Consider the following 22,956-nt stretch of genomic DNA (forward strand, 5'->3'; position numbering starts at 1 on the left):
TTCGAGCCTGTCGAGAACCCGTATCGAGACAGATCCCTCGATACGCCATCTCGACAAGCTCGATGGCACTCGGGACGAACGGCTTGGGCGTTGGCGACGCCCGGTCTTCGCAGATATTCGATGGAGTTGGCCGTGGCCGCCGGTAGCGCATTTCAATGGGACGATCCGCTGTTGCTGGAAGACCAGCTCGGCGAGGAAGATAAAATGATCCGCGACACCGCGCGTGGCTATGCGCAGGACAAGCTCGCGCCGCGCGTGCAGGAGGCCTATGCCAACGAGCATACCGATCGCGCCATCTTCGACGAGATGGGCGCGCTTGGCCTGCTGGGCGTCACCCTGCCCGAGCACTATGGCGGCGTCGGCGCTTCCTATGTCAGCTACGGGCTGGTCGCGCGCGAGATCGAGCGCGTGGATTCGGGCTATCGCTCGATGATGAGCGTGCAGTCCTCGCTCGTCATGTATCCGATCCATGCTTACGGCTCCGACACCCAGCGCGAACGCTGGCTGCCGAAGCTTGCCTCGGGCGAAGCGATCGGCTGCTTCGGCCTCACCGAGCCTGAGGCGGGCTCCGATCCGGGCGGCATGCGCACCCGCGCCGAAAAGATCGACGGCGGCTATCGCCTGACCGGCGAAAAGATCTGGATCACCAATTCGCCGATCGCCGACGTCTTCGTGGTGTGGGCCAAGTCCGACGCGCATGACGGCAAGATCCGCGGCTTCGTGCTGGAAAAGGGCATGAAGGGGCTGAGCGCGCCCAAGATCGAGGGCAAATTGTCGCTGCGCGCCTCGGTTACCGGCGGGATCGTCATGGAGGGCGTCGAGGTCTCGGAGGACCATCTCCTGCCCAACGCGCAAGGCTTAGGCGGCCCCTTCGGTTGCCTCAACCGCGCGCGTTACGGCATCGGCTGGGGCGTGATGGGCGCGGCCGAGGATTGCTGGCATCGCGCGCGCCAATACACGCTCGACCGGCGCCAGTTCGGCCGGCCGCTGGCGGCAACCCAGCTCGTCCAGAAGAAGCTGGCCGACATGCAGACCGAGATCACGCTGGGCCTGCAGGCGGCGTTGCGCGTCGGACGGCTGTTCGACGAGGGCCGCATGGCGCCCGAGATGATCAGCCTGATCAAGCGCAACAATTGCGGCAAGGCGCTCGATATCGCGCGGATGGCGCGCGACATGCACGGCGGCAATGGCATCACCGGCGAATATCATGTCATCCGCCACGCCCAGAATCTGGAGACGGTGAACACCTATGAGGGCACGCATGACGTCCACGCGCTGATCCTCGGCCGCGCCCAGACCGGGCTGCAGGCGTTCGGCTGATGGCGGACGATCCTTTCGCCTTGTTCGACGGCTGGTATGCCGAGGCGCGTGAATCGGAGATCAACGATTCCAACGCGATGACGGTCTCGAGCGTTGGCGCCGATGGTCAACCATCGTCGCGCATGGTGCTCCTCAAGGGTCACGATGCGCGTGGCTTCGTCTTCTACACCAATCTCCAGAGCCGCAAGGCGCGCGAGCTGATCGATCGGCCCAAGGCGGCTCTGCTGTTCCACTGGAAGTCGCTGCGCCGTCAGGTGCGGATCGAAGGGCCGGTGGGAGAGGTGTCGCAGGACGAGGCGGATGCCTATTTCGCGACCCGCGGGCGGGATTCACAAGTCGGCGCATGGGCTTCCGATCAGTCGCAGCCCTTGCCGTCACGCGAGATATTCGAGGCGCGCTTCGCCGAAATGGAGGCACGCTTCGACGGCCAGGCGGTGCCGCGTCCGCCGCACTGGTCGGGCTTCCGGGTGGAGCCTCTCACGATCGAATTCTGGCAGGATCGCCCGCACCGCTTGCACGAACGCCGCCTCTTCACCCGCACCGACGGCGGCTGGGACGAAGGATTGCTCTACCCGTGACCACGCTGCCATTCACCCAGGTCGATGCCTTTGCCGACCGCCCGTTCACGGGCAATCCGGCCGCCGTGATGCCGCTCGAAGCGTGGCTCGACGACGAAATGCTGCAGGCGATCGGCGCCGAGAATAATTTGTCGGAAACCGCCTTCACCATTCCAGCAAGCGGTGACGCCGATTTCGAACTTCGCTGGTTCACGCCGAACAGCGAGGTGGCGCTGTGCGGCCACGCGACACTGGCGTCCGCGCATGCACTGATCGGCGACCGCGAGGAGATACGCTTCCGCACACGCAAGGCCGGCGTGCTGACCGTGCGCCGCGACGGCGACGGCTACGCCATGTCGTTGCCGGCATGGAAGCCGGAGCCCAAGCCCATGCCCGAAATCGCCCAGGCGATCGGCCCGGTGCCGGTCGAGACATTGTGGCATCCCGGCCGCTATTCGGTGCTGGTCTACCACGACGAGGCAACGGTGCGCGCTTTAACGCCGGACTTCGCTGCGCTGCGGCCCTTGGGCGACGTGCTCTACATCGCGACTGCGCGTGGGGAGACGGCGGACATCGTCAGCCGCGCCTTCGCGCCCGGCGCCGGCATCGACGAGGATCCGGTGACCGGATCGGCGCATGCGGTGGTGGCGCCTTATTGGGCGGAGAAATTGGGCCGCGCCCATTTCACCGCGTTCCAGGCATCGGCGCGGGGCGGTCGCATGACCTGTACGGTCGAGAATGATCGCGTCGTCCTCGGGGGTAAGTGCGTGACGGTAATCGAGGGGCGGTTCACGCTCTAATCGTCATGCCGGACTTGTCGGCATCCATCGGTGCGCCGAGACTCGTTGCGCGGTGGACCCGGGAACCAGTGTGGCGTGACGGCAGCGAATTAAGCCGCTTCCAGCTCCGCTGCGACCGTCTCCTCGATCCAGCCCCCGCCGAGCACGCGGTCGCCATCGTACAGCACGGCCGCCTGGCCCGGCGCGACGCCATATTCGGGTGACTCGAACCAGACGGTCTCGCCGTCGAAGCGCGCCGGCACCGGCTTGGCGAGCGAGCGCACCTTGACCGACAGATCGCCGCCCGGCGTTCCGCCAAGCCAGTTGATTTCGCTCAAGCGCGCGGCGCGCACCGCCAGCGCCTGACGCGGGCCGACGACGAGGCGGCGCTCGCCCGCCTCGATCCGTACCACATATAGCGGCTCGGGCGTTCCGCCGATCTCGATCCCGCGCCGCTGCCCAACTGTGAAACCGGCGACGCCGCGATGCTGCCCGATCACGCGCCCGGCCAGGTCGACGATTTCGCCGGGGGCGGCGGCTTCCGGACGCAGCTTGCGCACCAGTCCGCCATAATCGCCGTCGGGCACGAAACAGATATCCTGGCTGTCGGGCTTGGCCGCGACGACAAGACCATATTCGGCGGCGATCTCGCGCACGCGCTGCTTGGGCATGCCGCCCAAGGGGAAGCGCAGATAATCAAGCTGGTCGCGCGTCGTCGCGAACAGGAAATAGCTCTGGTCGCGTGCCGGATCGTGCGCGCGGTGGAGTTCCGTGCCCCGCGTGCCGACAATACGGCGGACATAATGGCCGGTCGCCAGGCAATCGGCGCCGAGCTCGCGCGCGAGCCTGAACAGATCGGTGAATTTGACGCTCTGGTTGCAGCGCACGCACGGGATCGGCGTGCGGCCGGCGACATAATCGTCGGCGAAGCGATCGATCACCGCCTCCCGAAAGGCGCTCTCATAATCGAACACGTAATGGGCGATGCCAAGCCGTTCGGCGACCGCACGCGCATCCGCGATATCCTTGCCCGCGCAGCAGCTGCCGGCGCGGCCGGCCGCCGCGCCATGATCGTAGAGCTGGAGCGTGACGCCGATCGTCTCGGCCCCGCTCGCGGCCGCCAACGCGGCGACAACCGAGCTGTCGACGCCGCCCGACATGGCGACGACGATCCGGCGCCGCGGGGCGCTTCCAAGCTGAAACAGATCATCCACGATGCCGCCGCCTTAGCCGATTGCACGCCAAATGGGAAAGATTTGCCCGATTGCGAGGCGTAGCAATCTTAGCGGACCCGGAACAAATTTCGTTTCCGGCGCGTATCCACCACCAGATCGCCGTATGCGTATCTGTTCGGCGGCGGCGAACAGGAGGGACCGATATGATTGGACTTATTATTTGGCTGGTGATCGGCGGCGTCGTCGGCTGGCTCGCAAGCATCATCATGCGCACTGATGCGCAGCAGGGCATCCTGCTGAATGTGGTCGTCGGCATCGTCGGCGCGTTCATCGCTGGCTTGATCTTCTCGGGCGGCAGCATCAACAATCAGCCGCTCAACCTCTACACGTTCCTGACTTCGCTGGTGGGCGCCGTGGTGCTGCTCGCGATCGTCAATCTGATCCGTCGCGGCTCCGTCCGCTAAGACGATCTTTCGTTACGCAAGGGCCGTCACGCGCAGGCGTGGCGGCCCTTGTCGTATCTGGCCTAGTTGAGCTCGAACACCACCGAGAGCGTGACGGTCAATTCCTGCTCACCAGCTTCGACCGGCGTGGCATCCGCCGCCTTGGCGCGCGACATCATCATCGGCCGCACGACCGGCGGCGCACCGTCGCTTTCGCTGATACGCACGATCCGGCGCACCCTCAGCCCTGCCGCTTTGGCATAGAGTTCGGCGCGGGTACGAGCGATTGCCAATGCCTTGGCGCGCGCCTCGTCCAACGCCGATTCGGGTCGGTCGACCGAGAGCGTCGGCCCATCGATCTGGTTGGCGCCCGCCGCGACCAGCGCATCGAGCACGCTGCCGGCATTATTGAGATCCCGCAGCCGCACCGAGACTCGGTTACTCGCCTGGTAGCCGGTAAGAACCGGCGGCACATTGTCGCCATAGCGATATTGCGGCTGCAGGTTGATCGACTGCGTCTGAATGTCGCGATCGGCGACCCCGGCGCGCTTCAGTGCCGCCTCAGTGGTCGTCATCGCGGCCGCGTTGGCGCGCATCGCCTCGCCCGCTTTGTTGGCTTGGGTGACCACGCCGGCGTTGATCACCATCAGGTCGGGCGTGCGCGTCGCAATGCCGGTGGCGGAGACGTCCAGCTCGGTTCCCGCGATCGGCGTGGTCGTCACATCCGCCAGCGCCGGCGTGGCGGCCAGCAGCGCCAAAGGCAGTAGAATTTTCATCGCGAATGTTCCTCCATTGGTAGTCCCGCTGATCGGCGAAATGCGCTGCATCCGCGCTGAACGGACGATATGGAATTTGTTCAGGCGGCGCCCGCGACAATCTGCGCCCACGCGGCTTCATCGATCACGCGCACGCCAAGCTCCTTGGCCTTCTTTTCCTTCGATCCCGCGCCAGGCCCGGCCACCACCAGATCGGTCTTGGCCGAGACTGATCCGGACACACGCGCGCCCAATTGCTCGGCCTGCGCCTTGGCTTCGTCGCGGCTCATCGTCTCAAGCGCGCCGGTGAAGACCACGGTCTTGCCGCTGATCTCCGACTGGCGAACGTCGCTGACGAAGGGCAGCGGGTGGACCTCACTTAAAAGATCGGCCCACGCTTCCTGATTATGCGGTTCGGCAAAGAAGTCGATCAGCGCCTCGGCCACGACCGGGCCGACGCCGGACACCGCTTCGATCTCGGCACGCGCCTGCGGATCGTCCTGCGCGGCAGTCGCGACTTCGGCGATGCGTTCCACCGTACCGAATGCCTTGAGTAGATCGCGCGCCGTGATCGCGCCGACATGGCGGATGCCAAGCCCAAACAGGAACCGCACCGGATCCGGCGTACGCTTCTCCGCGATCGCCTGCAGCAGATTGGCCGCCCACACGTCGCCCTTCTTCTTGCGCGGCAGCAATTGCTCTTCGGTCAAGCGGAAGATGTCGGCGGGCGAGTGGATCAGCCCGTCGTTGAAGAAATCCTCGATCTGCTGGAAGCCGAGCCCGCGTATATCGAGCGCGCCACGGGAGCAGAAATGGATCAGGCGCTCGACCCGTTGCGCCTGGCAGATCAGCCCGCCGGTGCAGCGATAATCGACCTCACCTTCCTCGCGCTCCACGGTCGACGCGCAGACCGGGCACAGCGTCGGGAAGGTCCAAGGTTCGCGCGGTTCGTCACGGGTCAGATTGTCGACGATCTGGGGGATGACGTCGCCCGCGCGCTGCAGCAGCACACGGTCACCGGGCCGCACGCCCAGCCGCTCGATCTCGTCGGCATTATGGAGCGTCGCGTTGGTGACGACGACGCCACCCACGGTGACCGGCTCCAGCCGCGCGACCGGGGTAAGCTTGCCCGTGCGGCCGACCTGGATGTCGATCGCGCGCAATGTGGTCTGCGCCTGTTGCGCCGGGAATTTGTGCGCAAGCGCCCAGCGTGGTGCGCGGCCGACCTGGCCGAGCCGCTCCTGCCAATCGAGCCGATCGACCTTATAGACGACTCCATCGATATCATATTCGAGGTCCGCGCGCTGCGCCTCGATCAGCCGATAGCGTTCGAGCGCGCCTGTCACATCGGCACAGCGGACGCGCAGCGGCGTACCGGCGAAGCCCCACGCATCCAGCGCGTCCATCACGGCGGTCTGCGTCTCGCCTGGCAGGGCCGAGGCTTCGCCCCAGCCATGGTAGATGAAGCGCAACGGCCGGCTTGCGGTCACAGTCGCGTCTTTCTGCCGCAGCGAGCCCGCCGCGGCATTGCGCGGATTGGCGAACTGGCGCGCCTTGCTCTCGTCGCCCGCCTCACGCGCGGCATCAATCATGCGCTGGTTCAGCGCCGCAAAGTCGTCCTTCGCCATGTAGACTTCGCCGCGCACCTCGAAGATGTCGGGAGCATCGTCCGGCAATGACTGCGGCACGCCGGTCACGAACGCGATGTTCGGCGTGACGTCTTCGCCGACCGTGCCGTCGCCACGGGTCGCCGCCTGCACCAGATGGCGCTGCTCGTAACGAAGCGAGCAGGACAGGCCGTCAATCTTGGGTTCGGCGGTCAGCACCACAGATTCGTCCGCGTCCAAGCGCAGGAAGCGGCGGACACGCTGGAGGAACTCGACCACCTCCTCATCCGAAAAGGCATTGTCGAGGCTGAGCATCGGCCGCGCATGGCGCACCTTGGCCAACGGCCCGCTGGGCGTTGCGCCGACCTTTCGCGACGGGCTGTCGTCCCGCGCCAGTGCCGGAAAGCGCGCCTCCAACGCGGCGTTGCGCCGCATCAGCGCATCATAGTCGGCATCCGAAATCTCGGGCGCATCCTGATCGTGATAGAGGCGGTTGTGATGCGCGATCGCGCCCGCAAGCCGCTCCAGCTCGGCGGCGGCTTCAGCTTCGGTCAGCGTGTCGGGCTCGGCCATGCGACGCGCTTTCCACGCGCTCTAAACCGGGTCAACTCCCTTCGCCCAGGGCGCTTTGGCAAAGCGCCTGGCGAGATAGTCGATCAGCACGCGCACGCGCGCCGGGCGAAGCGCGTTGGGCGGCGTCAGCAGGTTGAGCGCGATCGGCGGCGCCGACCAGTCCGGCAATATTTCCTCAAGCCGCCCGTCCGCCAGCCCGCGCCAGACGATGAAGTCGGGCAGCATGGCGATGCCGTGGCCGGCGCAAACCGCCGGCATGAAGACATCGCCATTGTTGGATCGGATGCGGCCGTGCAGCGGCACTGCATATTCGCCTTCGCGCGGATGATGTAGCCGCCACAGTTCCGGATTGGCGACGCCGGTATAGATCATGGCCTGATGATCGACGAGCTCGCGCGGGTGGCTGGGGCGCCCATGCCGTTCGAGGTAGCTCGGCGCAGCCACGATCGGCGCTCGGATCGCGCACAAGCGGCGGGCGCGCAGGCTCGAATCGGCCAACGCCGCGATCCGCAGCGCGATGTCGAAGCCATCGCCAATCAGGTCGACCAAACTGTCGCTCAGCTGCAGATCGAGATCGACGTCGGGATATAGCGCCAGGAAATCCGGCAAAGCGGGGGCGAGATGCTCGAACCCGAAGGACATCGGCGCGGCGATCCGCACCAACCCGCGCGGCGTTTCGGCCTGATCCGACGCTTCCGCCTCGGCCGCCTCGCCTTCGGCCAGGATACGCGCCGCGCGGCCAAGCGCGGCCTTCCCCGTCTCCGTCAGCGACAGCCGACGCGACGTGCGATGGAGCAAAGGTGCGCCGAGCCTCTGCTCCAGCCGCGCCACCGCCTTCGATACGGTCGGCTTGGACAGGCGCAATTCGCTCGCCGCACGGGCAAACGAGCCGGTCTGCGCGATCTTGGCGAAGATCGCCCAAGCGTCGAAATCGGGAAGCCGCATGATCGTTATCCACCAACTTTGGGAAACGGTGCCTTGCCTTCAATTCTATTTTCTATGCGGCGGCGTCAACTATCTAGGTCAGGAACGTCGGGCACAGCGCCCGGCACGGAGATAGACATGATCGACGTCCGCCCCTTCAACACGCTCGGCGCCGCCAACCACGGCTGGCTCGATGCGCACCACCATTTCTCCTTCGCCGATTATTACGAGCCCAAGCGCATGAACTGGGGCAATATCCGCGTCTGGAACGACGACGCGATCGCTCCCAAGAGCGGCTTTCCCGCGCATCCCCATTCCGACATGGAGATCATCACCTACGTCCGCGAGGGTGCGATCACGCACCAGGACGGTCTCGGCAACAAGGGCCGCACCGAAGCGGGCGACGTGCAGGTGATGTCGGCCGGTAGCGGGATCACCCATGCCGAATATAATCTTGAGGACGAGACCACCCGGCTGTTCCAGATCTGGATCATGCCGAGTCAGCGCGGCGGCAAGCCGAGCTGGGGCGCGCGGCCGTTCCCCAAGGGCGATCGCTCGGGCAAGTTCGTGACGCTGGCGTCCGGCTTTGCCGAAGATGGCGAGGCGCTGCCGATCCGGACCGAGGCCCGCGTGCTCGGCGCGACGCTCAAGAAGGGCGAAACCACCGATTATGCGCTCGGCGCCGACCGCCACGCTTATCTCGTGCCGGCCACCGGCAAGATCGAGATTAACGGCGTGGCCGCCAATGCCCGCGACGGCGTTGCCATCAGAGACACCGAAATACTGTCGGTCACCGCGCTCGAAGATGCCGAGCTGGTGATGGTCGACGCCGCCTAAACCGCTTCCCAGGGAGATTGAAGATGAGCAAGGTTCTGGTCCTGTATTATTCGAGCTACGGCCATATCGAGCAGATGGCGCAGGCGGTGGCCGAGGGTGCCCGCGAGACCGGCGCCACGGTCGACATCAAGCGCGTGCCCGAAACGGCGCCCGAGGAGGTCGCCAGGGCGGCGCATTTCAAGCTGGATCAGGCAGCGCCGATCGCCAGCGTCGGCGATCTCGCTGACTATGATGCGATCATCCTGGGCGTGCCGACCCGCTTCGGCCGCCTGCCATCGCAGATCGCCGCCTTCCTCGACCAGGCCGGCGGGCTGTGGGCGAGCGGCAAGCTCAACGGCAAGGTCGGATCGGCCTTTGCCTCGACCGCGAGCCAGCATGGCGGGCAGGAGACGACCTTGTTCTCGGCCATCACCAATCTGCTCCACTTCGGCATGGTGATCGTGGGCCTGCCGTACAGCTTCGGCGGCCAGATGGGCCTGAGCGAGATTCATGGCGGCACGCCTTATGGCGCGACGACCATCGCTGCCGGCGACGGCAGCCGCCAGCCGAGCCAGGTCGAACTCGATGGCGCCCGCTTTCAGGGCAAGCATGTCGCCGAGATCGCCAACAAGCTGTTTGCTTAAGCGTTAGAGGCCGGGTGCCCCCCTTCCCGGCCTCGCTCCCTCGTCGCCCCGCGCAAGCGGGGCGGCGAGGCGAATTCCCCGTCAGCCGATGAAGCCATGCGTCTGGGCGAAGGCGAGGAACAGGTCGGGCCACCGCGCCGCGCTATTGGTCTGCGGGAGGCGTAAGCCGAACCCGTGACCACCCTTTTCGAAGACATGCAGTTCGGCAGGGATATGCGCGGCGCGTAGCGCCCCGAACATCGCCAGGCTGTTCTCGACCGGCACGACATCGTCATCCACGGCATGGACGAGGATGGTCGGCGGGGTGCCCGCGCCGACGGTGCGATCGGGTGAATATGCCGCAACGTCCGCCGCCGCCGGCGCCTTGCCGAGCAGTTCGTCGCGCGAGCCGGGATGCGCATGTTCGCCCATGCTGATGACCGGATAGAGCAATGCCGCGACATCGGGGCGCGCCGACAGCCGGTCGGCGGCGTCGACTGGCTCGTAGACGGAAGCCGCATGGCGAACGGCGAGCGATGCGGCAACATGGCCGCCCGCGGAAAAGCCCATTACTGCCACCCGCTCGGGATTGATCTGAAAACCGGCCGCATGCGCGCGGACCAGCCGGATCGCGCGCTGCGCATCCTGCAGCGGCACGTCGGCGCGATGCGCCCAGCCGCCGCCCGGCAGGCGATACCGCAGCACGAAGGCGGTGATGCCGCGTGCATTCAGCCAGCGTGCGGTCTCGTAGCCCTCCTTGTCGGTAACCACGAGGTGATAGCCGCCCCCGGGCACGAGGAGCACCGCATTGCCGTTCGGTCGTTGAGGGCGGAACACGGTGATGGTGGGACGCGCAATCTGCTCGGCATAGCGATCGTGCGGCTGGCCTGCGGTCGCACGCTCGATAAAGCGCTCCGGCGGCAGGGTGGCCGGGGCGCCGGGCGGCAATGCCGGCCACAGCGGCAGGATCTCGGTCGGATCACCGGGAACTGGGCCGGCCGCCACCCCCACCGATGCGCTCGCCGCAGCAAGAATCAGCACGTTTCTCCGGTCTATCAAGACGCCTCTCTCTTTTCGGGGAGAATGACGGCGTAACCCGGTCGAGGCAATAAGACGGTGCGGGGCGCCGCGCATTCCCCGGACTGGATGTCCGCGACGGACTTAGCCGAGCGCGGCCGCCATTTCCGCCAGCTTGGCAATGGTGTTCATGTTGCGCGCTGTACCGGTTTTGGCGGCCGGGATCGCCAGCCGCGAGTCCGCCATGCCGTCGCCGTAGAAAATGTAGATTGCGCGCTTGCCCAGCCGCATCTCCTCATCCTTGACGTTCTTGGCGCTCGCGAGAGCATCGCCTGGGATCGGTTGGTCCACGAACAACGCAACCGTGCGATTGCCCGGCTTGTCGGCAAACGGATTGTGCGCGAGCGTTTCCGCCATTTCCGCCGCCGTTCTGACCAGCACACCCACGCGCTTGCCGGCATAGGCTTCAAGCGGGGCCTCGATCGACGCGCGCACGGCCGCTTCGGATTTGTCGCTGGTGAAGACAACATTACCGCTGGCGATATAGGTGCGCACCTGCGCCAGACCGGCCGCCTCGCACATGGCCTTCAGTTCCGTCATCGGCAGCTTGCCGGTGCCGCCGACATTCACCGCACGCAATAGGGCGACATAGGCAGTCACTTTTGCCTCCCTCAATCGGGTTTGTGCGCCGCCAGTTCGTTGCCGTCGGGATCGCGGAAATGGAAGCGGTGCCCGCCGGGGAAAGCGAAGATCGGCCGGGTGACCGCGCCGCCCGCCGCCTCGACCGCAGCCAGCGCCGCCTCCAGATCCGCGACCTGGATCACGATCAGCGGCGCCTGCGTCTGTTCGGCCGGGTCCGCTTGCAGCCCGATATCGACGTCACCCGTCAAGGTGCACGCATAGGTCGGGCCGAAGCCGGTCATGGTCCAGCCGAAGGCCGCGCTATAAAAGGCCTGTGCCGCGGTGACGTCCGCAACGGGCAGCTCCAGAAAGTCCGGACGCGGCAGATCGGCCATGTCAGTAGCGCCGCAGCAGGCCGGCGAGTTTGCCCTGGATCCGCACCTGACCCGGACGATAACGCTGCGGATCGTAGCTGCGATTGGCCGGATCGAGCCGGATCATCGAGCCTTCGTGGCGGAAATATTTGAGCGTCGCTTCGCTATCGTCGATCAACGCGACCACGATCTCGCCGTCGCGTGCGCTCTCAGCCTTGCGCACCAAAGCATAATCGCCGTCGAGGATGCCCGCCTCGACCATCGAATCGCCCGAAACCTCCAGCGCATAATGTTCGCCCGGCCCGAGCAGCGCCGCCGGCACCGACAGGCTATTCTGCCCCTCGAGCGCCTCGATCGGCATGCCCGCGGCGATGCGGCCGTGCAGCGGCAGTTCGAGCACGTCGTTGGCGGCAGGCGGCATCACGCGCGACGGCGGGGTCGCGACATTCGCCTTGGCCGGGGTCGCCGTTCCGGTCGTCTTGATCTGATCGGGCAGGCGCAGGATTTCGAGCGCACGTGCACGATTGGGCAGACGGCGGATGAAATTGCGCTCTTCCAATGCCGAGATCAGGCGATGAACGCCCGACTTGGATTTAAGGTCGAGCGCGTCCTTCATCTCCTCGAACGAGGGCGACACTCCCGTCTCGTTGAGACGGTCGTTGATGAAGCAGAGCAGCTCATGTTGCTTGCGGGTCAGCACAGCGTTTCCCCTAGGAAGGAACGTACAGGGAACGTGTAGGAAACGTTGTGATATCTGTCAAGCGACGCGCAGAATATCCACAAGTTCATCCACAGCGGCAGGATGTGCGCCGGCCGGGCGAACGATCAATGCGTCGGCCAGTGTCAGCGCTGCGACGGCACCGCTGTCCTGCCTGGAGAGGGGGCGGGCACGGCCATCGACCATGATCGCGCGAATATAATCGTCGCGCTGGCCGACCGCCGGCAGCGGGGCATCGAGCGGCACGGGGGCGGTTTTGGGGATCGGATCGCGCGCGCCGCCGAGGTGGGCGAGCAAGGGCAGCAGGAAAAGATGGGCAGTCACGAATGCCGACATCGGGTTGCCGGGCAGTCCCAGCACGAGCGCTCCGCCCAGCCGTCCGGCGAACAGCGGCTTGCCCGGCCGCATCGCGATCTTCCAGAAGTCGAGCGCGGCCCCCGCCTCGAGCAGCGCCGGGCGCACCAGATCATGATCGCCGACCGATGCACCGCCAATCGTGACGATGATGTCGGCCTCATGCCCGGTCAGGGCGGCTACGAGGGCATCGAGCCGGTCCGGCACCAGCCCCGCATCTATAACATCGGCAACGTCGGCGATCATGGCCTGCAGCATCACGCCGTTCGATGCCGGAAGCATCACGCCTTCGGCCGGCGCGCCGGGTGGAACCAGCTCGTCTCCCGTTGAGATCAGGGTCACACGCGGGCGACGCCGGACCGCCAGGCTGCCGTGACCGCCCATCGCCGCCGCGGCGATGCGCCCCGCCGTGAGCCGCTCGCCCGCCGAGACCAATGCGGCGCCCTCGAAGAAATCCGATCCGCGGCAACGAACATGCGCGCCCTGGCGTGGCGGTCCTTCCCCCGCCAATTGCAACAGGTCCGCATCGCGGACGGCTTCCTCCTGGATCAGGACGGTGTCGGCGCCCTGTGGCATCGGCGCGCCGGTGAAGATTCGGGCCGCTTCGCCCACGTCCACAGCGCGATCGCTTCCGGCGCCGGCCCGGCTTTCGCCGACCATCTGCCACGGCCCGGGAAGATCGGCGAAGCGGATGGCATAGCCGTCCATCGCAGAGAGATCGGCAGCGGGTTGCGTGCGGCGCGCGACGACGTCTTCGGCGGCCCAGCGGCCGGCCGCCTCGACCAGAGCCAGCGTCTCGATCGGCAGCGGCGGCGCCAGCGCCAATAGCCGCGCCTGGGCCTCCGCGACCGGCAGCAGGTTCATGCCAGCGCCTGCCGGAAATAGACGACGCGCTCGGTCTCGATGAACCCCAAGGCCGCGTGAAAGGCGTGGCTGGCGCGATTTTCGAGCAGCGCGTCGGATGCATATTCGCGACATCCTTGCCGATGAGCCCAGGCGATCACTGCCTCGTTGAGCTGGCGGCCAACGCCCTGCCGCCGCACATGCGGCGCTACATAGATGCCCTCCAGAAAGGCGACGGGCGAGGTTTCGCAGCCGTTGACATAATCGTGGCGGATGGAGGCTTCCGCGAAGCCGACCACGGCGCTTTCGTCGAGCGCGAGCCAGGCGAGCTTGCCTGCCCCGGGATCGACCAGGATGGCATCGATTTCCTCAGCCATCGCTCCGGCATCCTCGTCCGGCCATAAAGCGAGGCGCAGCGCCAGCCATGCGTCGCGCGTTGCGTGCGATGCGCCTTCTATCCGCACGGCTTAGCCCTCCGCGTGCCAGTCCCCGGATCGGCCGCCCGATTTGGCGAGCAACCGTACCGGACCGATGACCATGCTGCGGTCGATCGCCTTGGCCATGTCGTAGAGCGTCAGCAACGCGACCGACACGGCGGTAAGCGCCTCCATCTCCACGCCCGTCTGTCCGGTGGTCGCAACGGTCGCGCTGCAATCCACGCCGGTGTCGGCAAAACTCAGTTCAACGCTGACCGAGGAAATCGGCAGCGGATGGCACAGCGGGATCAGCTCGGACGTGCGCTTCGCCGCCATGATCCCGGCGACGCGCGCGACGGCGAGCGCATCGCCCTTGGCGAGTGCTCCCGCCTTCATCGCCGACAGCGCCTGTTCGGACATGGCAATATGGCCCACCGCCGTGGCTTCGCGTCGCGTTACATCCTTGGCCGAGACGTCGACCATGTGCGCAGCACCCGCCTCGTCGAGGTGAGTCAGCCTTGTCATGCCGCCAACAAGGCGCGCGTCGCCGCCTCGACATCCGGTTGCCGCATCAGGCTCTCGCCGACCAGAAATGCGCGTACGCCGTGCGCGGCCATCGCTTCCAGATCGGCATGGCTGGCGATGCCGCTTTCCGCGACGAACAAGCATTCTGGGGGAGCGCGCGCGACCAACTCATAGGTCCGCGCGAAATCGACCGAGAAATCGCGCAAATCGCGATTATTGGCTCCGATCAGGCGGGAACGAAGCCGCAGCGCGCGCTCCAGTTCGCTTGCATCGTGAACTTCCACCAGCACGTCCATTCCGCGCTCGATCGCGGCTGACTCGATTTCCACCATTTGGCCGTCGTCAAGCGCGGCGACGATGATCAGGATCGCGTCGGCGCCCAAAGCGCGCGCCTCCGCCACCTGCCATGGATCGATCATGAAATCCTTGCGCAGGCACGGCAGCGAACAAGCGGCGCGGGCCGCGACGAGAAAGGCATCCGCACCCTGAAAATAAGGTTGGTCGGTCAGCACCGACAGACAGGCGGCACCGCCAGCCTCATAAGCGCGGGCATGGGCCGGCGGATCGAAGTCGGCGCGGATCAACCCCTTGGAAGGAGACGCCTTCTTGATCTCGGCGATCAGCGCATAGCCGTTGGCAGCCTTCGCTTCGAGCGCCGCGCGGAAGCCGCGCGGGCCGAATTGCGTGGTGGCAGCGGCGTCGAGATCCGCGATCGTGCGGCGGGACTTACCAATGGCGACATGATCCCGCTTCGCGGCCAGGATTTCGGTCAGTCGGTTGGTTTGGGTCATACCCCAAAGCCCCGCTCATGCTCGGTAGAGACCGAATAGGCGCGTGAGCACCGTATCGAGGGTTCGTATCGAAGCACACTCCCGCGCCCGTCCTTCGATAGGGGCTCTCGATACGCTGCTGACGCAGCTACTCGATCCCTGCTCAGGATGAACGGAGAGGAAAGAATGTCGCGGACCATCAAAACGCGATCCAGCAGTTGAGGAGGGCGTTGGCGAGGCCCTTGTCGATCGCTTCGGCCGCTTCCGCCACGCCTTCGCGCAAGTCCGTCGCCGCGCCCGCGACGACCAGGGCAGCGCCGGCATTGAGCAGCACCGCGTCGCGATAGGCGCTCGGCTCGCCCTGCAGCAGCGCGCGCAAGGCGGCGGCGTTGTAGGCCGCATCGCCACCGCGGATCGCATCCAGCCCGTGACGTTCCAGCCCGGCATCCTCGGGTGAAATCGTCGTCCCGATCGAGCACAGCCCCACCGCTACCGCGCGGCTTGGTCCTGCGATCGAAAGCTCGTCAAGGCTCTCCTCGCCCGACACGACCAATGCGGCCTCCGTGCCAAGCAGGTCGAGCGCCTCGGCGACGGTGGCAAGATAATCGACCCGCGCGACGCCGACCAATTGCCGCGTCACCCGCGCCGGATTGGCGAGCGGCCCGACAATGTTGAAGATCGTGCGCCGCCCGATCGCCTTGCGGATCGGCGCCAGCCGGCCAAGCGCGGGATGATGCTTTTGCGCGAACAGGAAGGCGATGCCGAGATCGGCGAGGCTCTCCTCCGCCCGCGCCGAGGCGCGGTCGAGATCAAGGCCGAGCGCCTCCAGCGTGTCGGCCGCGCCCGCCTTCGAGGAGGCGGCACGATTGCCATGCTTGGCGACCGGCACGTCGCAGGCCGCCACCACGATCGCCACTGCCGTCGAGATGTTGAGGCTGTGCGCGCCGTCGCCACCGGTGCCGCACACGTCGATCGCGCCCTCGGGAGCGCGTACCTCGATCATGCGGGCCCGCAGCGCACGGGCGGCAGCGGCGATCTCGACGCTCGTCTCTTCGCGGATCGTCATCGCGGTCAGGAATTCGGCGACCGCCTGGTCGTCCACCTTGCCGTCGAGAATGTCGGCGAACGCCTGTTCAGCCGTCTCATGCTCCAACGGCGAGCCCGGGTCGGGCAGGAGCGCCAGCGTGGTCATGCGCGTGCGACCGCCTTCATCCCTGCCAGCGCCATGAAATTGGCCAGCAAATCGTGGCCATATTCGGTCGCAATGCTCTCGGGGTGGAATTGCACGCCGTGGATCGGCAAAGTCGCGTGACGGAAGCCCATCACCGTACCATCGTCGGTATGCGCATTGGCGATCAGCGTGCCGGGCGCGCCTTCCACCACCAGCGAATGATAGCGCGTCGCGGTGAACGGTGTCGGGATATTGGCGAACACGCCGCTATTATCGTGCAGCACAGGCGAGGTCTTGCCGTGCATCAGCGCCTTGGCCCGCACCACCGTGCCGCCGAAATGCTGCCCGATCGCCTGGTGACCCAGGCACACGCCGAGCAGGGGTTTGTTCTGGTCGGCGCAAGCCTCGACCAGCTCCAGGCTGATCCCCGCTTCGTTGGGCGTGCACGGGCCGGGAGAGATCAGGAAGGCCTGTGCGCCGGACGACATCGCCTGGCCGACGCCGATCGAGTCGTTACGCACCACCTCTACCTCGGCGCCGAGCTCCTGCAGGTAATGAACCAGGTTCCAGGTGAAGCTGTCATAATTGTCGATGACGAGGATCATGGCCGCGAGGTAGGCGGCGCCTTCGGCGAAGGCAACCGAGAGAGGGTTGGGGCCGACGAAGCCGCGCTTCACCCCGGGAACTGCAAAACGCTTGACGATAGTTCGATGATTAGCTAACTGTCTTATCATGAGCAGCGTGTTCAAGGCATTGTCCGACCCCACCCGCCGTCGGGTGCTGCAGCTCCTGCGCAAGGGGCCGCTCAGCGCCGGCGAGCTTAGCGAGCAGTTCGACGTCTCCAAGCCGACCATGTCGGCCCATTTCGCCGTGCTGAAGGAGGCCGATCTGGTCCACGCCGAGAAGACCGGCAAATCGGTCATCTACCATTTGAAGCTCTCGGTGCTCGAAGAAGCGCTGCTGGGCTTCGTCGATTCGTTCGGCCTCGGTGCGGAGGCGCCGGCGCCCAAAGGGGAGATTGCACGATGAACAAGGAAATCAAAGCGGGGCTGATCTGGGCCGGCACTATCCTCGCTTTGTCGTTCGGCGCCGTCACCGCGCGCAAGCTGGGCTATCTCGACGGCGACACGGTCACGCGACTGGTCATGTGCATCAATGGGCTGTTGATTGTCTGGTACGGCAACCGGATTCCCAAGACCGTCATCGCTCGCAGCGCCCACGCGCGCCAGGCCCAGCGGGTGGCGGCCTGGTCGCAAGTGCTGAGCGGGCTCGTCTATACGGGACTGTTTGTGTTCGCGCCGATCAGGGTCGCGGCGCTGGGCGGGGCGGGTGCGGTCCTTGCCGGGGTCGCGGTGACCCTCGGCTATTGCGTATCGCGGCGAGCCAAGACGAAGGCTGCTTGATCACGGCCCCAGTCGGACGGGCTGTCGGCTAGCGATCGGGACCCTCCAGGGTCGCATTTTGCTTCATTGCCCGAAGCCAGCTTCCCCTGCTCGTATGACCGCTTCGCGTGCCGCCGCGAACAGTGCCCCTGCTTTCGCCTCGCATTCCTTCTGCTCGGACACGGGATCGCTGTCGGCGACGATGCCGGCCCCGGCCTGGACGTGCATCACGCCGTCCTTCACCACCGCCGTGCGCAGCACGATGCAACTGTCCATGCTGCCGTCGGGCGAGAAATAGCCGACGCCGCCGGCATAAGCACCGCGCGTTTCCGGCTCGAGCTCGGCGATGATCTGGCATGCGCGCACCTTCGGGGCTCCCGAAACCGTACCCGCCGGAAAGCCCGCAAACAGCGCGTCGAGCGCATCCTTATCCGAGGCGAGCTTGCCGACCACGTTCGAGACGATGTGCATGACGTGGCTATATTTCTCGACCGTGTAGCTGTCGGTGACCGCGACCGTGCCGCGCTCCGCGACCCGCCCGACATCGTTGCGGCCAAGATCGAGCAGCATCAGATGCTCGGCACGCTCCTTGGGATCGGCCAGCAGGGCGTCGCGATTGGCAGTGTCCTCCGCGGCGGTGGCGCCGCGCGGGCGGGTCCCGGCGATCGGGCGGATCGTGACCTCGCCGTCGCGCACCCGCACGAGGATTTCGGGCGAGGAGCCGGTCAGGGCGAAGCCTGGCAAGTCGAGATGGTAGAGGAAGGGTGAAGGATTGATCCGCCGGAGCGCGCGATAGAGATCGAACGGCGGCAGCGGGAACGGCGTGGTGAAGCGCTGGGCGAGCACCACCTGAAAAATGTCGCCGGCGGCAATATAGTCCTTCGCGGCCGCCACCATCTCGCCATAGCGCCCCGGTGCCAGCTGCGGCGTGGCCGCCGGCAACGCAAGCGCGCCTGGATCACGGCGCTCCACAGGCACCGCGCCGGCGAGTTTAGCGGCGGCAGCCTCGATCCGCTCCAGCGCACGGTCCATCGCGAGCTGGGGCTGCGCCGTGCCCGGCCACACCGGCGCCACCAGGAAGAGGGCATCGGCCAGCCGGTCGAACACCAATATGAGGGTCGGCCGCACGAACAGCATGTCGGGCAAGGCGAGCGGGTTGGGGGCGGGGCGCGGCAATGCTTCGACAAGCCCGACCGTCTCATAAGCGAAATAGCCGACCAGGCAGGCCAGCGCCGGAGGCAGGCCATCCGGCACCTCCGCGCGGCATTCGGCGACGAGCGCGCGCAACGCTTCGAGCGGACCGCCGCGGACAGCCGAAAAGGTTTCGCGATCGAGCAGCCAATTGCGGTTGATCTCCGCCGCCTTGCCATTGGCGTGGAAGACGAGATCGGGCGCGAGACCGAGCAGGCTATAGCGACCACGCGTCGCCCCATCCTCAACCGATTCCAGCAGGAAATCCCCCCGCCCCGGCTCGATCAGCTTGAGCGCCGCCGCGACCGGCGTTTCGGTATCCGCGAGCTGGCGCCGCCACACGAGCGCGGGCCGGCCCGCGGCGAGGCTGGCGGCAGCGCCGGCATCATGCTCCGCGCCGGCACCGTCCATTATTGGGCGTTACCGCCGCCGCGCAGCTCCTGCTCCAGCTTGGCAAGCGCCGCAGGATTGCGTTTCACGGTCACTTCGTCGCGCGCCGCATTGGCGAATTGCTGGGCATATTCATCGCCGAGGCTGCGCTGCAGCTCGCCACGGGTCGCACCGATCACCATCGGCAGGATCTTAGGGTCGCCAGGGGTGATCCGCTCGAGCTTGACGACGAACCAGCTGCCATTGGGCCCTTGCACCACATCGCTCTTGCCGGGCGCGAGCCGGAACAGGACGCGGATCGGCGCCGGCACGTCGGCACCCGCGCGTGACAGGTCGATCTGCGTCAGCCCAAAGGGTTGCGGCGCCGGGAGCCCGGCGGCAGCAAATGCGGCTGCGAGCGGCCCGCCTCCATTGGCCTTGGCAAGCAAGGCCCGCGCTTGATCGCGCGCGCGCAGGGCCGCACGCTCGAACAGCATCTCCTGCGCAACGCGCGGCTTGACCTGCGCGAGCGGCACCGGCGCCGCGGGAATCACATTGGCAACGCCCAATAGCGCGAAGTGGCCGTTCGGATCGATCGTCTCCACCGTCGGCGCGTCGTCCGCGGTCGCGTCGGCGACGGCCTTCAGCAGCGGCGGCAATACTGGATCGGGCTTGTAAGCCGGATTGTCCGGCGCGGTGCCGTTCGGCAAAAGCGGCGGCGTGGTGACCACCTGCAGCTTATATTTCGCTGCCACTTCGTTGAAATTGGCGCCATCGCCGACGGCATCCTCGACCTGCTGGACCAGCAGATTGAGCGCATCGTCGGCCTTCTTCTTGGCGAGCGCCGCACCGATTTCGGCACGAGCCTGATCGAGCGAGCGCGCCGGCAGCCGCTGGATCGCGTCGACGTGCGCGATCGTCCAGCCCAGCGCGGTCTTGACCGGCGCAGTGGTTCCGGCCGCCGGCACAGCAAATGCCGCCGCCGCGATCGCCGCACCATCGCTGCCAGCGAAGGCCTCCCTGGCAACCGGGCCGACGGTGATATCGGCCGCGGCAAGCCCCTGTTCGGAGGCTGCCTGCGCGAAGCTGGTACCACGCGCCAGTTTCGCCGCGAATGCCCGGGCGGCGGCCTCGTTGGGAAGCACGACGCGCTGGATCGTGCGCGTCTCGCGCGCGGCATATTTCGCCGCATCCGTCTTATATTGTGCCGCGATTTCGGCCTCGGTCGGGGCTGGCGGGGTAACGCTCTCCGGCCCGATCAGCGCGTAGCGCAGCGCGCGCCGCTCGGGCAGCGAGTAACGCGCGATATGGCTTCTGTAATAGTCGCCAATCTCGCGGTCGCTCGGCGCCGCCAATCCTTGCGGATCGGCCTTTACGATACCGACAGCACCTTCACGCTTATCGATCAGACTCTGGGCGTAGGCGCGCAACACGCCTTCGGGTGCCCGCGCGCCAACCATGATCGGGCCCAACAACTGGCGGCGGATAAGGTCGTCGCGAATATCATCGTGGAAGGTGGTGAAGTTCATCCGCCGCTGGCTGAGCAGATTGTTCATCACATTCTCGTCGAACCGGCCGGTTGGCCCGCGAAACGCCGGGAAGGAGGCGATTTCGCCCCCGATCAGCTTCTCGCTCGCAGCCAGGCCGTGGCGATCGGCCCAGACCGACAGGACGGTCGCACCGATATATTGCTCGACGATCGGGTTGAGCCCGCCGATCGAGCCGAGAAATTGTGCCATCGTCATCGTCGGCTGCTGCTCGCGCGCCTGCCGCAAGGCGGTCTGCGTCCGCTCCGAAATCGCGGTAACCGGGATCGGCCTGCCGCCGACCGTCGCTACCGCGTCCGCACTCGGCCCGCCGGTGAGGCCGCCAGGCGTGCCGACACCCGTGACGACGAAGGCCAGCATGATCAGGGCAAGCAGGCCGACCGCCAGCCAGGAGGAGAGCGCACGACGGAAGAAGGCGAGCATGGAGGTTCCGGGGCCGTGGAGGAAGGCGAACCCAATAGAGGTGCGCGGACCCGGCTTCAAGCGCCGCGCATCCGACCCGCCCGGATCGGTACGATAGCGCTACCGTCATATGGCTAGGCGGTCGGTGCGACACTTGCTAACCGCCGGGCACGATTGGGAGAAACCGCTTGCGCACGTTGATTGCCGGCAATTGGAAAATGAACGGCGGCCGAGCGATCCTGGCGGAGCTTGATCGGATCGCGGCAGCCGCCGCCGCCGCGCCTGCGGTCGACGTCGCAATTGCTCCGCCGTTCACGCTATTGGCCGAAGCCGCGGCGCGTGCCGGCGGCGTCGTCATCGGCGGGCAGGATTGCCATTCCGCTCCGAAGGGGGCGCATACCGGCTGCATTTCGGCAGGCATGCTGGTCGAGATGGGCGCACGCTTCGTCATCTGCGGCCATAGCGAGCGCCGCGCCGAGTTCGGCGAGAGCGACGCACTGGTCCGATCCAAGGCGCACGCTGCCCTGGGAGCGGGCCTTACCGCGATCGTCTGCATCGGCGAGGATGAAGCCGAACGCGACGAGGGCCGCGCGTTGATGGTGGTCGCAGCCGAGCTCGAAGGATCGGTGCCGCCGAACGCGAATGCCGCCAATCTTGTCATCTCTTACGAGCCCGCCTGGGCGATCGGGACCGGTCGAACGCCCACCCTGGCGGAGATCGGCGAAATGCATCTCATCATCCGCGCCAAGCTGCTGCAGCTGATCGGCGAGGAAGGGGCCCGCGTGCGGATCCTCTATGGCGGCTCTGTCAACGGCACCAACATCGCCGCGATTCTCACCTGCCCCGAGGTCAACGGTGCCTTGATTGGCGGCGCCAGCCTCACTGCCGACCAGTTCCTTCCGATTGTCCAAGCTGCCGCGAACGTCTCGCAATAGTCGTTTTCGCGTGACCCTGTGCGGCGTCGGGCGTTAGGGGCTCGCGACTCTCTAGCCCGCGCAGGAGCAACCTTATGGCCTTCGAACTTCCCCCCCTTCCGTTCGACAAGTCGGCGCTGGAGCCGCACATGTCCGCCGAGACGTTCGACTTCCACCACGGCAAACATCACAAGGCCTATGTCGACAAGACGAACGGCTGGATCGAAGAGAAGGGCCTTGCCGGCCTCTCGCTTCTCCAGGTCATCGACAAGGCCAAGACGACCGGCGACAAGGGCCTGTTCAACAACAGCGCGCAGGTGTGGAACCACACCTTCTTCTGGAATTGCCTTGCACCGGCCGGGTCGACCAGCCCGTCGGCCAAGCTTGCCGGCCTGATCGACGGTTTCGGCGGCCAGGAAGCCCTGCTCAAGAAGCTCGCCGACGAGGCGGTCGCCCACTTCGCGAGCGGCTGGGCATGGCTGGTGCTGGAAGGCGACGCGCTCAAGGTGACGTCATTCCACGACGCCGACACCCCGGTGGCACATGGCGTGACCCCGCTGTTCACGCTCGATGTGTGGGAGCATGCTTATTATATCGATTATCGTAACGCGCGGCCCAAGTTCGCCGAGACGATCCTCGCCAACGTGATCAACTGGGACTTCGTCTCGCAGAATCTCGATGGCCAGGGTGCGGCGCGCGCCGACCAGCAGCAGTAAGGCACTCTGTTGTCATTGCGAGGAGCGTAGCGACGCGGCAATCCAAGTCGACCG

26 protein-coding genes are annotated in these 22,956 nt (G+C 66.4%); 10 read left to right on the top strand and 16 right to left on the bottom strand.

Translation table 11 applies throughout. The features are described from left to right. The first annotated feature begins 132 nt into the window (after window positions 1-132). From DX905_RS08255 to DX905_RS08265, 3 genes are read left to right on the top strand one after another with little or no spacing between them, the layout of a single operon-like run. On the top strand, window positions 133-1,320 hold the full coding sequence (locus DX905_RS08255; protein WP_205412217.1) for an acyl-CoA dehydrogenase: 1,188 nt from the start codon (window positions 133-135) through the stop codon (window positions 1,318-1,320). Beyond that, complete coding sequence (gene pdxH / locus DX905_RS08260) at window positions 1,320-1,898, top strand: pyridoxamine 5'-phosphate oxidase (protein ID WP_116090931.1); 579 nt, start codon at window positions 1,320-1,322, stop codon at window positions 1,896-1,898. The genes DX905_RS08255 and pdxH overlap by 1 nt, the downstream gene beginning before the upstream one ends. After that, window positions 1,895-2,677 carry a PhzF family phenazine biosynthesis protein gene (locus tag DX905_RS08265; RefSeq protein WP_116090932.1) on the top strand — a complete coding sequence of 261 codons (783 nt, stop codon included), beginning with the start codon at window positions 1,895-1,897 and terminating at the stop codon, window positions 2,675-2,677. The genes pdxH and DX905_RS08265 overlap by 4 nt, the downstream gene beginning before the upstream one ends. A gap of 89 nt (window positions 2,678-2,766) precedes the next feature. On the opposite strand, the gene mnmA is transcribed toward DX905_RS08265, so the two are convergent. Beyond that, window positions 2,767-3,873, bottom strand: a complete 1,107-nt coding sequence (mnmA, locus tag DX905_RS08270) for a tRNA 2-thiouridine(34) synthase MnmA (protein WP_116090933.1) — start codon at window positions 3,871-3,873, stop codon at window positions 2,767-2,769. Between the two features lie 164 nt (window positions 3,874-4,037). On the opposite strand from mnmA, the gene DX905_RS08275 reads away from it, so the two are divergent. Then, entirely contained in the window at window positions 4,038-4,295 is a 258-nt protein-coding gene (locus DX905_RS08275; RefSeq protein ID WP_116092417.1) for a GlsB/YeaQ/YmgE family stress response membrane protein, read from the top strand. A gap of 62 nt (window positions 4,296-4,357) precedes the next feature. Here DX905_RS08275 and DX905_RS08280 read toward each other — a convergent pair whose 3' ends face one another. The 3 genes from DX905_RS08280 to DX905_RS08290 form a co-directional block, all read right to left on the bottom strand. Further along, a complete protein-coding gene (locus tag DX905_RS08280) occupies window positions 4,358-5,050 on the bottom strand; it encodes an SIMPL domain-containing protein (protein ID WP_116092418.1) in 693 nt (230 codons plus the stop codon). Between the two features lie 80 nt (window positions 5,051-5,130). After that, the gene (gene ligA, locus DX905_RS08285) at window positions 5,131-7,209 is read right to left on the bottom strand and encodes an NAD-dependent DNA ligase LigA (protein WP_116090934.1); all 2,079 of its coding nucleotides are present in this window, start codon (window positions 7,207-7,209) and stop codon (window positions 5,131-5,133) included. Window positions 7,210-7,230: 21 nt separating this feature from the next. Beyond that, window positions 7,231-8,154, bottom strand: a complete 924-nt coding sequence (locus tag DX905_RS08290; RefSeq protein ID WP_116090935.1) for a LysR family transcriptional regulator — start codon at window positions 8,152-8,154, stop codon at window positions 7,231-7,233. A gap of 117 nt (window positions 8,155-8,271) precedes the next feature. Between DX905_RS08290 and DX905_RS08295 the strand changes: the two genes are divergently transcribed. After that, a complete protein-coding gene (locus tag DX905_RS08295) occupies window positions 8,272-8,970 on the top strand; it encodes a pirin family protein (RefSeq protein WP_116090936.1) in 699 nt (232 codons plus the stop codon). A 23-nt stretch (window positions 8,971-8,993) separates the two neighbouring features. Then, a complete protein-coding gene (gene wrbA / locus DX905_RS08300) occupies window positions 8,994-9,593 on the top strand; it encodes an NAD(P)H:quinone oxidoreductase (RefSeq protein ID WP_116090937.1) in 600 nt (199 codons plus the stop codon). 81 nt (window positions 9,594-9,674) lie between these two features. Here wrbA and DX905_RS08305 read toward each other — a convergent pair whose 3' ends face one another. The 10 genes from DX905_RS08305 to DX905_RS08350 all read right to left on the bottom strand — a co-directional run bounded on the left by DX905_RS08305 (window position 9,675) and on the right by DX905_RS08350 (window position 16,986). Continuing rightward, on the bottom strand, window positions 9,675-10,613 hold the full coding sequence (locus tag DX905_RS08305; protein ID WP_240320783.1) for an alpha/beta hydrolase: 939 nt from the start codon (window positions 10,611-10,613) through the stop codon (window positions 9,675-9,677). Window positions 10,614-10,733: 120 nt separating this feature from the next. Continuing rightward, window positions 10,734-11,249: a DUF1697 domain-containing protein gene (locus DX905_RS08310; protein ID WP_116090939.1), complete on the bottom strand. Its 516-nt coding sequence runs from the start codon at window positions 11,247-11,249 to the stop codon at window positions 10,734-10,736. An 11-nt stretch (window positions 11,250-11,260) separates the two neighbouring features. Next, window positions 11,261-11,605 carry a VOC family protein gene (locus DX905_RS08315; protein ID WP_420822139.1) on the bottom strand — a complete coding sequence of 115 codons (345 nt, stop codon included), beginning with the start codon at window positions 11,603-11,605 and terminating at the stop codon, window positions 11,261-11,263. Between the two features lies 1 nt (window position 11,606). Further along, window positions 11,607-12,284: a transcriptional repressor LexA gene (lexA, locus tag DX905_RS08320; RefSeq protein ID WP_116090940.1), complete on the bottom strand. Its 678-nt coding sequence runs from the start codon at window positions 12,282-12,284 to the stop codon at window positions 11,607-11,609. Between the two features lie 57 nt (window positions 12,285-12,341). Continuing rightward, on the bottom strand, window positions 12,342-13,520 hold the full coding sequence (locus DX905_RS08325) for a molybdopterin molybdotransferase MoeA (RefSeq protein WP_116090941.1): 1,179 nt from the start codon (window positions 13,518-13,520) through the stop codon (window positions 12,342-12,344). After that, the gene (gene aac(6') / locus DX905_RS08330) at window positions 13,517-13,957 is read right to left on the bottom strand and encodes an aminoglycoside 6'-N-acetyltransferase (protein ID WP_420822150.1); all 441 of its coding nucleotides are present in this window, start codon (window positions 13,955-13,957) and stop codon (window positions 13,517-13,519) included. Before aac(6') ends, DX905_RS08325 begins: the two co-directional genes overlap by 4 nt. Window positions 13,958-13,966: 9 nt before the next feature. Next, the gene (gene moaC, locus DX905_RS08335; RefSeq protein WP_116090943.1) at window positions 13,967-14,440 is read right to left on the bottom strand and encodes a cyclic pyranopterin monophosphate synthase MoaC; all 474 of its coding nucleotides are present in this window, start codon (window positions 14,438-14,440) and stop codon (window positions 13,967-13,969) included. Then, complete coding sequence (gene trpC / locus DX905_RS08340; protein WP_116090944.1) at window positions 14,437-15,231, bottom strand: indole-3-glycerol phosphate synthase TrpC; 795 nt, start codon at window positions 15,229-15,231, stop codon at window positions 14,437-14,439. Before trpC ends, moaC begins: the two co-directional genes overlap by 4 nt. A gap of 178 nt (window positions 15,232-15,409) precedes the next feature. Further along, window positions 15,410-16,402: an anthranilate phosphoribosyltransferase gene (gene trpD / locus DX905_RS08345; RefSeq protein WP_116090945.1), complete on the bottom strand. Its 993-nt coding sequence runs from the start codon at window positions 16,400-16,402 to the stop codon at window positions 15,410-15,412. After that, entirely contained in the window at window positions 16,399-16,986 is a 588-nt protein-coding gene (locus tag DX905_RS08350) for an anthranilate synthase component II (RefSeq protein WP_116092420.1), read from the bottom strand. Before DX905_RS08350 ends, trpD begins: the two co-directional genes overlap by 4 nt. Before the next feature lie 127 nt (window positions 16,987-17,113). Between DX905_RS08350 and DX905_RS08355 the strand changes: the two genes are divergently transcribed. Together DX905_RS08355 and DX905_RS08360 are read left to right on the top strand one after the other, a co-directional pair. Next, the gene (locus DX905_RS08355; protein ID WP_116090946.1) at window positions 17,114-17,410 is read left to right on the top strand and encodes an autorepressor SdpR family transcription factor; all 297 of its coding nucleotides are present in this window, start codon (window positions 17,114-17,116) and stop codon (window positions 17,408-17,410) included. Next, window positions 17,407-17,784, top strand: a complete 378-nt coding sequence (locus DX905_RS08360; protein ID WP_205412218.1) for an ammonium transporter — start codon at window positions 17,407-17,409, stop codon at window positions 17,782-17,784. Before DX905_RS08355 ends, DX905_RS08360 begins: the two co-directional genes overlap by 4 nt. Window positions 17,785-17,847: 63 nt before the next feature. On the opposite strand, the gene trpE is transcribed toward DX905_RS08360, so the two are convergent. Beyond that, the gene (gene trpE, locus DX905_RS08365) at window positions 17,848-19,365 is read right to left on the bottom strand and encodes an anthranilate synthase component I (RefSeq protein ID WP_116090947.1); all 1,518 of its coding nucleotides are present in this window, start codon (window positions 19,363-19,365) and stop codon (window positions 17,848-17,850) included. Then, window positions 19,365-21,353 (bottom strand): SurA N-terminal domain-containing protein, encoded by a 1,989-nt coding sequence (locus DX905_RS08370; protein WP_162875530.1) that lies wholly within the window; start codon window positions 21,351-21,353, stop codon window positions 19,365-19,367. The genes trpE and DX905_RS08370 overlap by 1 nt, the downstream gene beginning before the upstream one ends. Window positions 21,354-21,460: 107 nt before the next feature. Between DX905_RS08370 and tpiA the strand changes: the two genes are divergently transcribed. Together tpiA and DX905_RS08380 are read left to right on the top strand one after the other, a co-directional pair. Continuing rightward, entirely contained in the window at window positions 21,461-22,207 is a 747-nt protein-coding gene (tpiA, locus tag DX905_RS08375; protein WP_275896064.1) for a triose-phosphate isomerase, read from the top strand. Between the two features lie 74 nt (window positions 22,208-22,281). Continuing rightward, complete coding sequence (locus tag DX905_RS08380) at window positions 22,282-22,902, top strand: superoxide dismutase (RefSeq protein WP_116090950.1); 621 nt, start codon at window positions 22,282-22,284, stop codon at window positions 22,900-22,902. Window positions 22,903-22,956: the final 54 nt, after the last annotated feature.

Origin of the sequence: Sphingomonas crusticola, assembly GCF_003391115.1 — a bacterium.
GTDB lineage: Bacteria > Pseudomonadota > Alphaproteobacteria > Sphingomonadales > Sphingomonadaceae > Sphingomonas_I > Sphingomonas_I crusticola.

What these genes read in the sequence shown, in the direction of transcription:
- pdxH (WP_116090931.1), top strand. Translation starts at nt 1,320, where the DNA reads ATGGCGGACGATCCTTTCGCCTTGTTCGACGGCTGGTATGCCGAGGCG.
- DX905_RS08280 (WP_116092418.1), bottom strand. Translation starts at nt 5,050, where the DNA reads ATGAAAATTCTACTGCCTTTGGCGCTGCTGGCCGCCACGCCGGCGCTG.
- ligA (WP_116090934.1), bottom strand. Translation starts at nt 7,209, where the DNA reads ATGGCCGAGCCCGACACGCTGACCGAAGCTGAAGCCGCCGCCGAGCTG.
- DX905_RS08350 (WP_116092420.1), bottom strand. Translation starts at nt 16,986, where the DNA reads ATGATCCTCGTCATCGACAATTATGACAGCTTCACCTGGAACCTGGTT.
- DX905_RS08380 (WP_116090950.1), top strand. Translation starts at nt 22,282, where the DNA reads ATGGCCTTCGAACTTCCCCCCCTTCCGTTCGACAAGTCGGCGCTGGAG.
- wrbA (WP_116090937.1), top strand. Translation starts at nt 8,994, where the DNA reads ATGAGCAAGGTTCTGGTCCTGTATTATTCGAGCTACGGCCATATCGAG.
- DX905_RS08290 (WP_116090935.1), bottom strand. Translation starts at nt 8,154, where the DNA reads ATGCGGCTTCCCGATTTCGACGCTTGGGCGATCTTCGCCAAGATCGCG.
- DX905_RS08325 (WP_116090941.1), bottom strand. Translation starts at nt 13,520, where the DNA reads ATGAACCTGCTGCCGGTCGCGGAGGCCCAGGCGCGGCTATTGGCGCTG.
- DX905_RS08360 (WP_205412218.1), top strand. Translation starts at nt 17,407, where the DNA reads ATGAACAAGGAAATCAAAGCGGGGCTGATCTGGGCCGGCACTATCCTC.
- DX905_RS08355 (WP_116090946.1), top strand. Translation starts at nt 17,114, where the DNA reads ATGAGCAGCGTGTTCAAGGCATTGTCCGACCCCACCCGCCGTCGGGTG.
- DX905_RS08315 (WP_420822139.1), bottom strand. Translation starts at nt 11,605, where the DNA reads ATGGCCGATCTGCCGCGTCCGGACTTTCTGGAGCTGCCCGTTGCGGAC.
- moaC (WP_116090943.1), bottom strand. Translation starts at nt 14,440, where the DNA reads ATGACAAGGCTGACTCACCTCGACGAGGCGGGTGCTGCGCACATGGTC.
- trpC (WP_116090944.1), bottom strand. Translation starts at nt 15,231, where the DNA reads ATGACCCAAACCAACCGACTGACCGAAATCCTGGCCGCGAAGCGGGAT.
- trpE (WP_116090947.1), bottom strand. Translation starts at nt 19,365, where the DNA reads ATGGACGGTGCCGGCGCGGAGCATGATGCCGGCGCTGCCGCCAGCCTC.
- DX905_RS08295 (WP_116090936.1), top strand. Translation starts at nt 8,272, where the DNA reads ATGATCGACGTCCGCCCCTTCAACACGCTCGGCGCCGCCAACCACGGC.
- trpD (WP_116090945.1), bottom strand. Translation starts at nt 16,402, where the DNA reads ATGACCACGCTGGCGCTCCTGCCCGACCCGGGCTCGCCGTTGGAGCAT.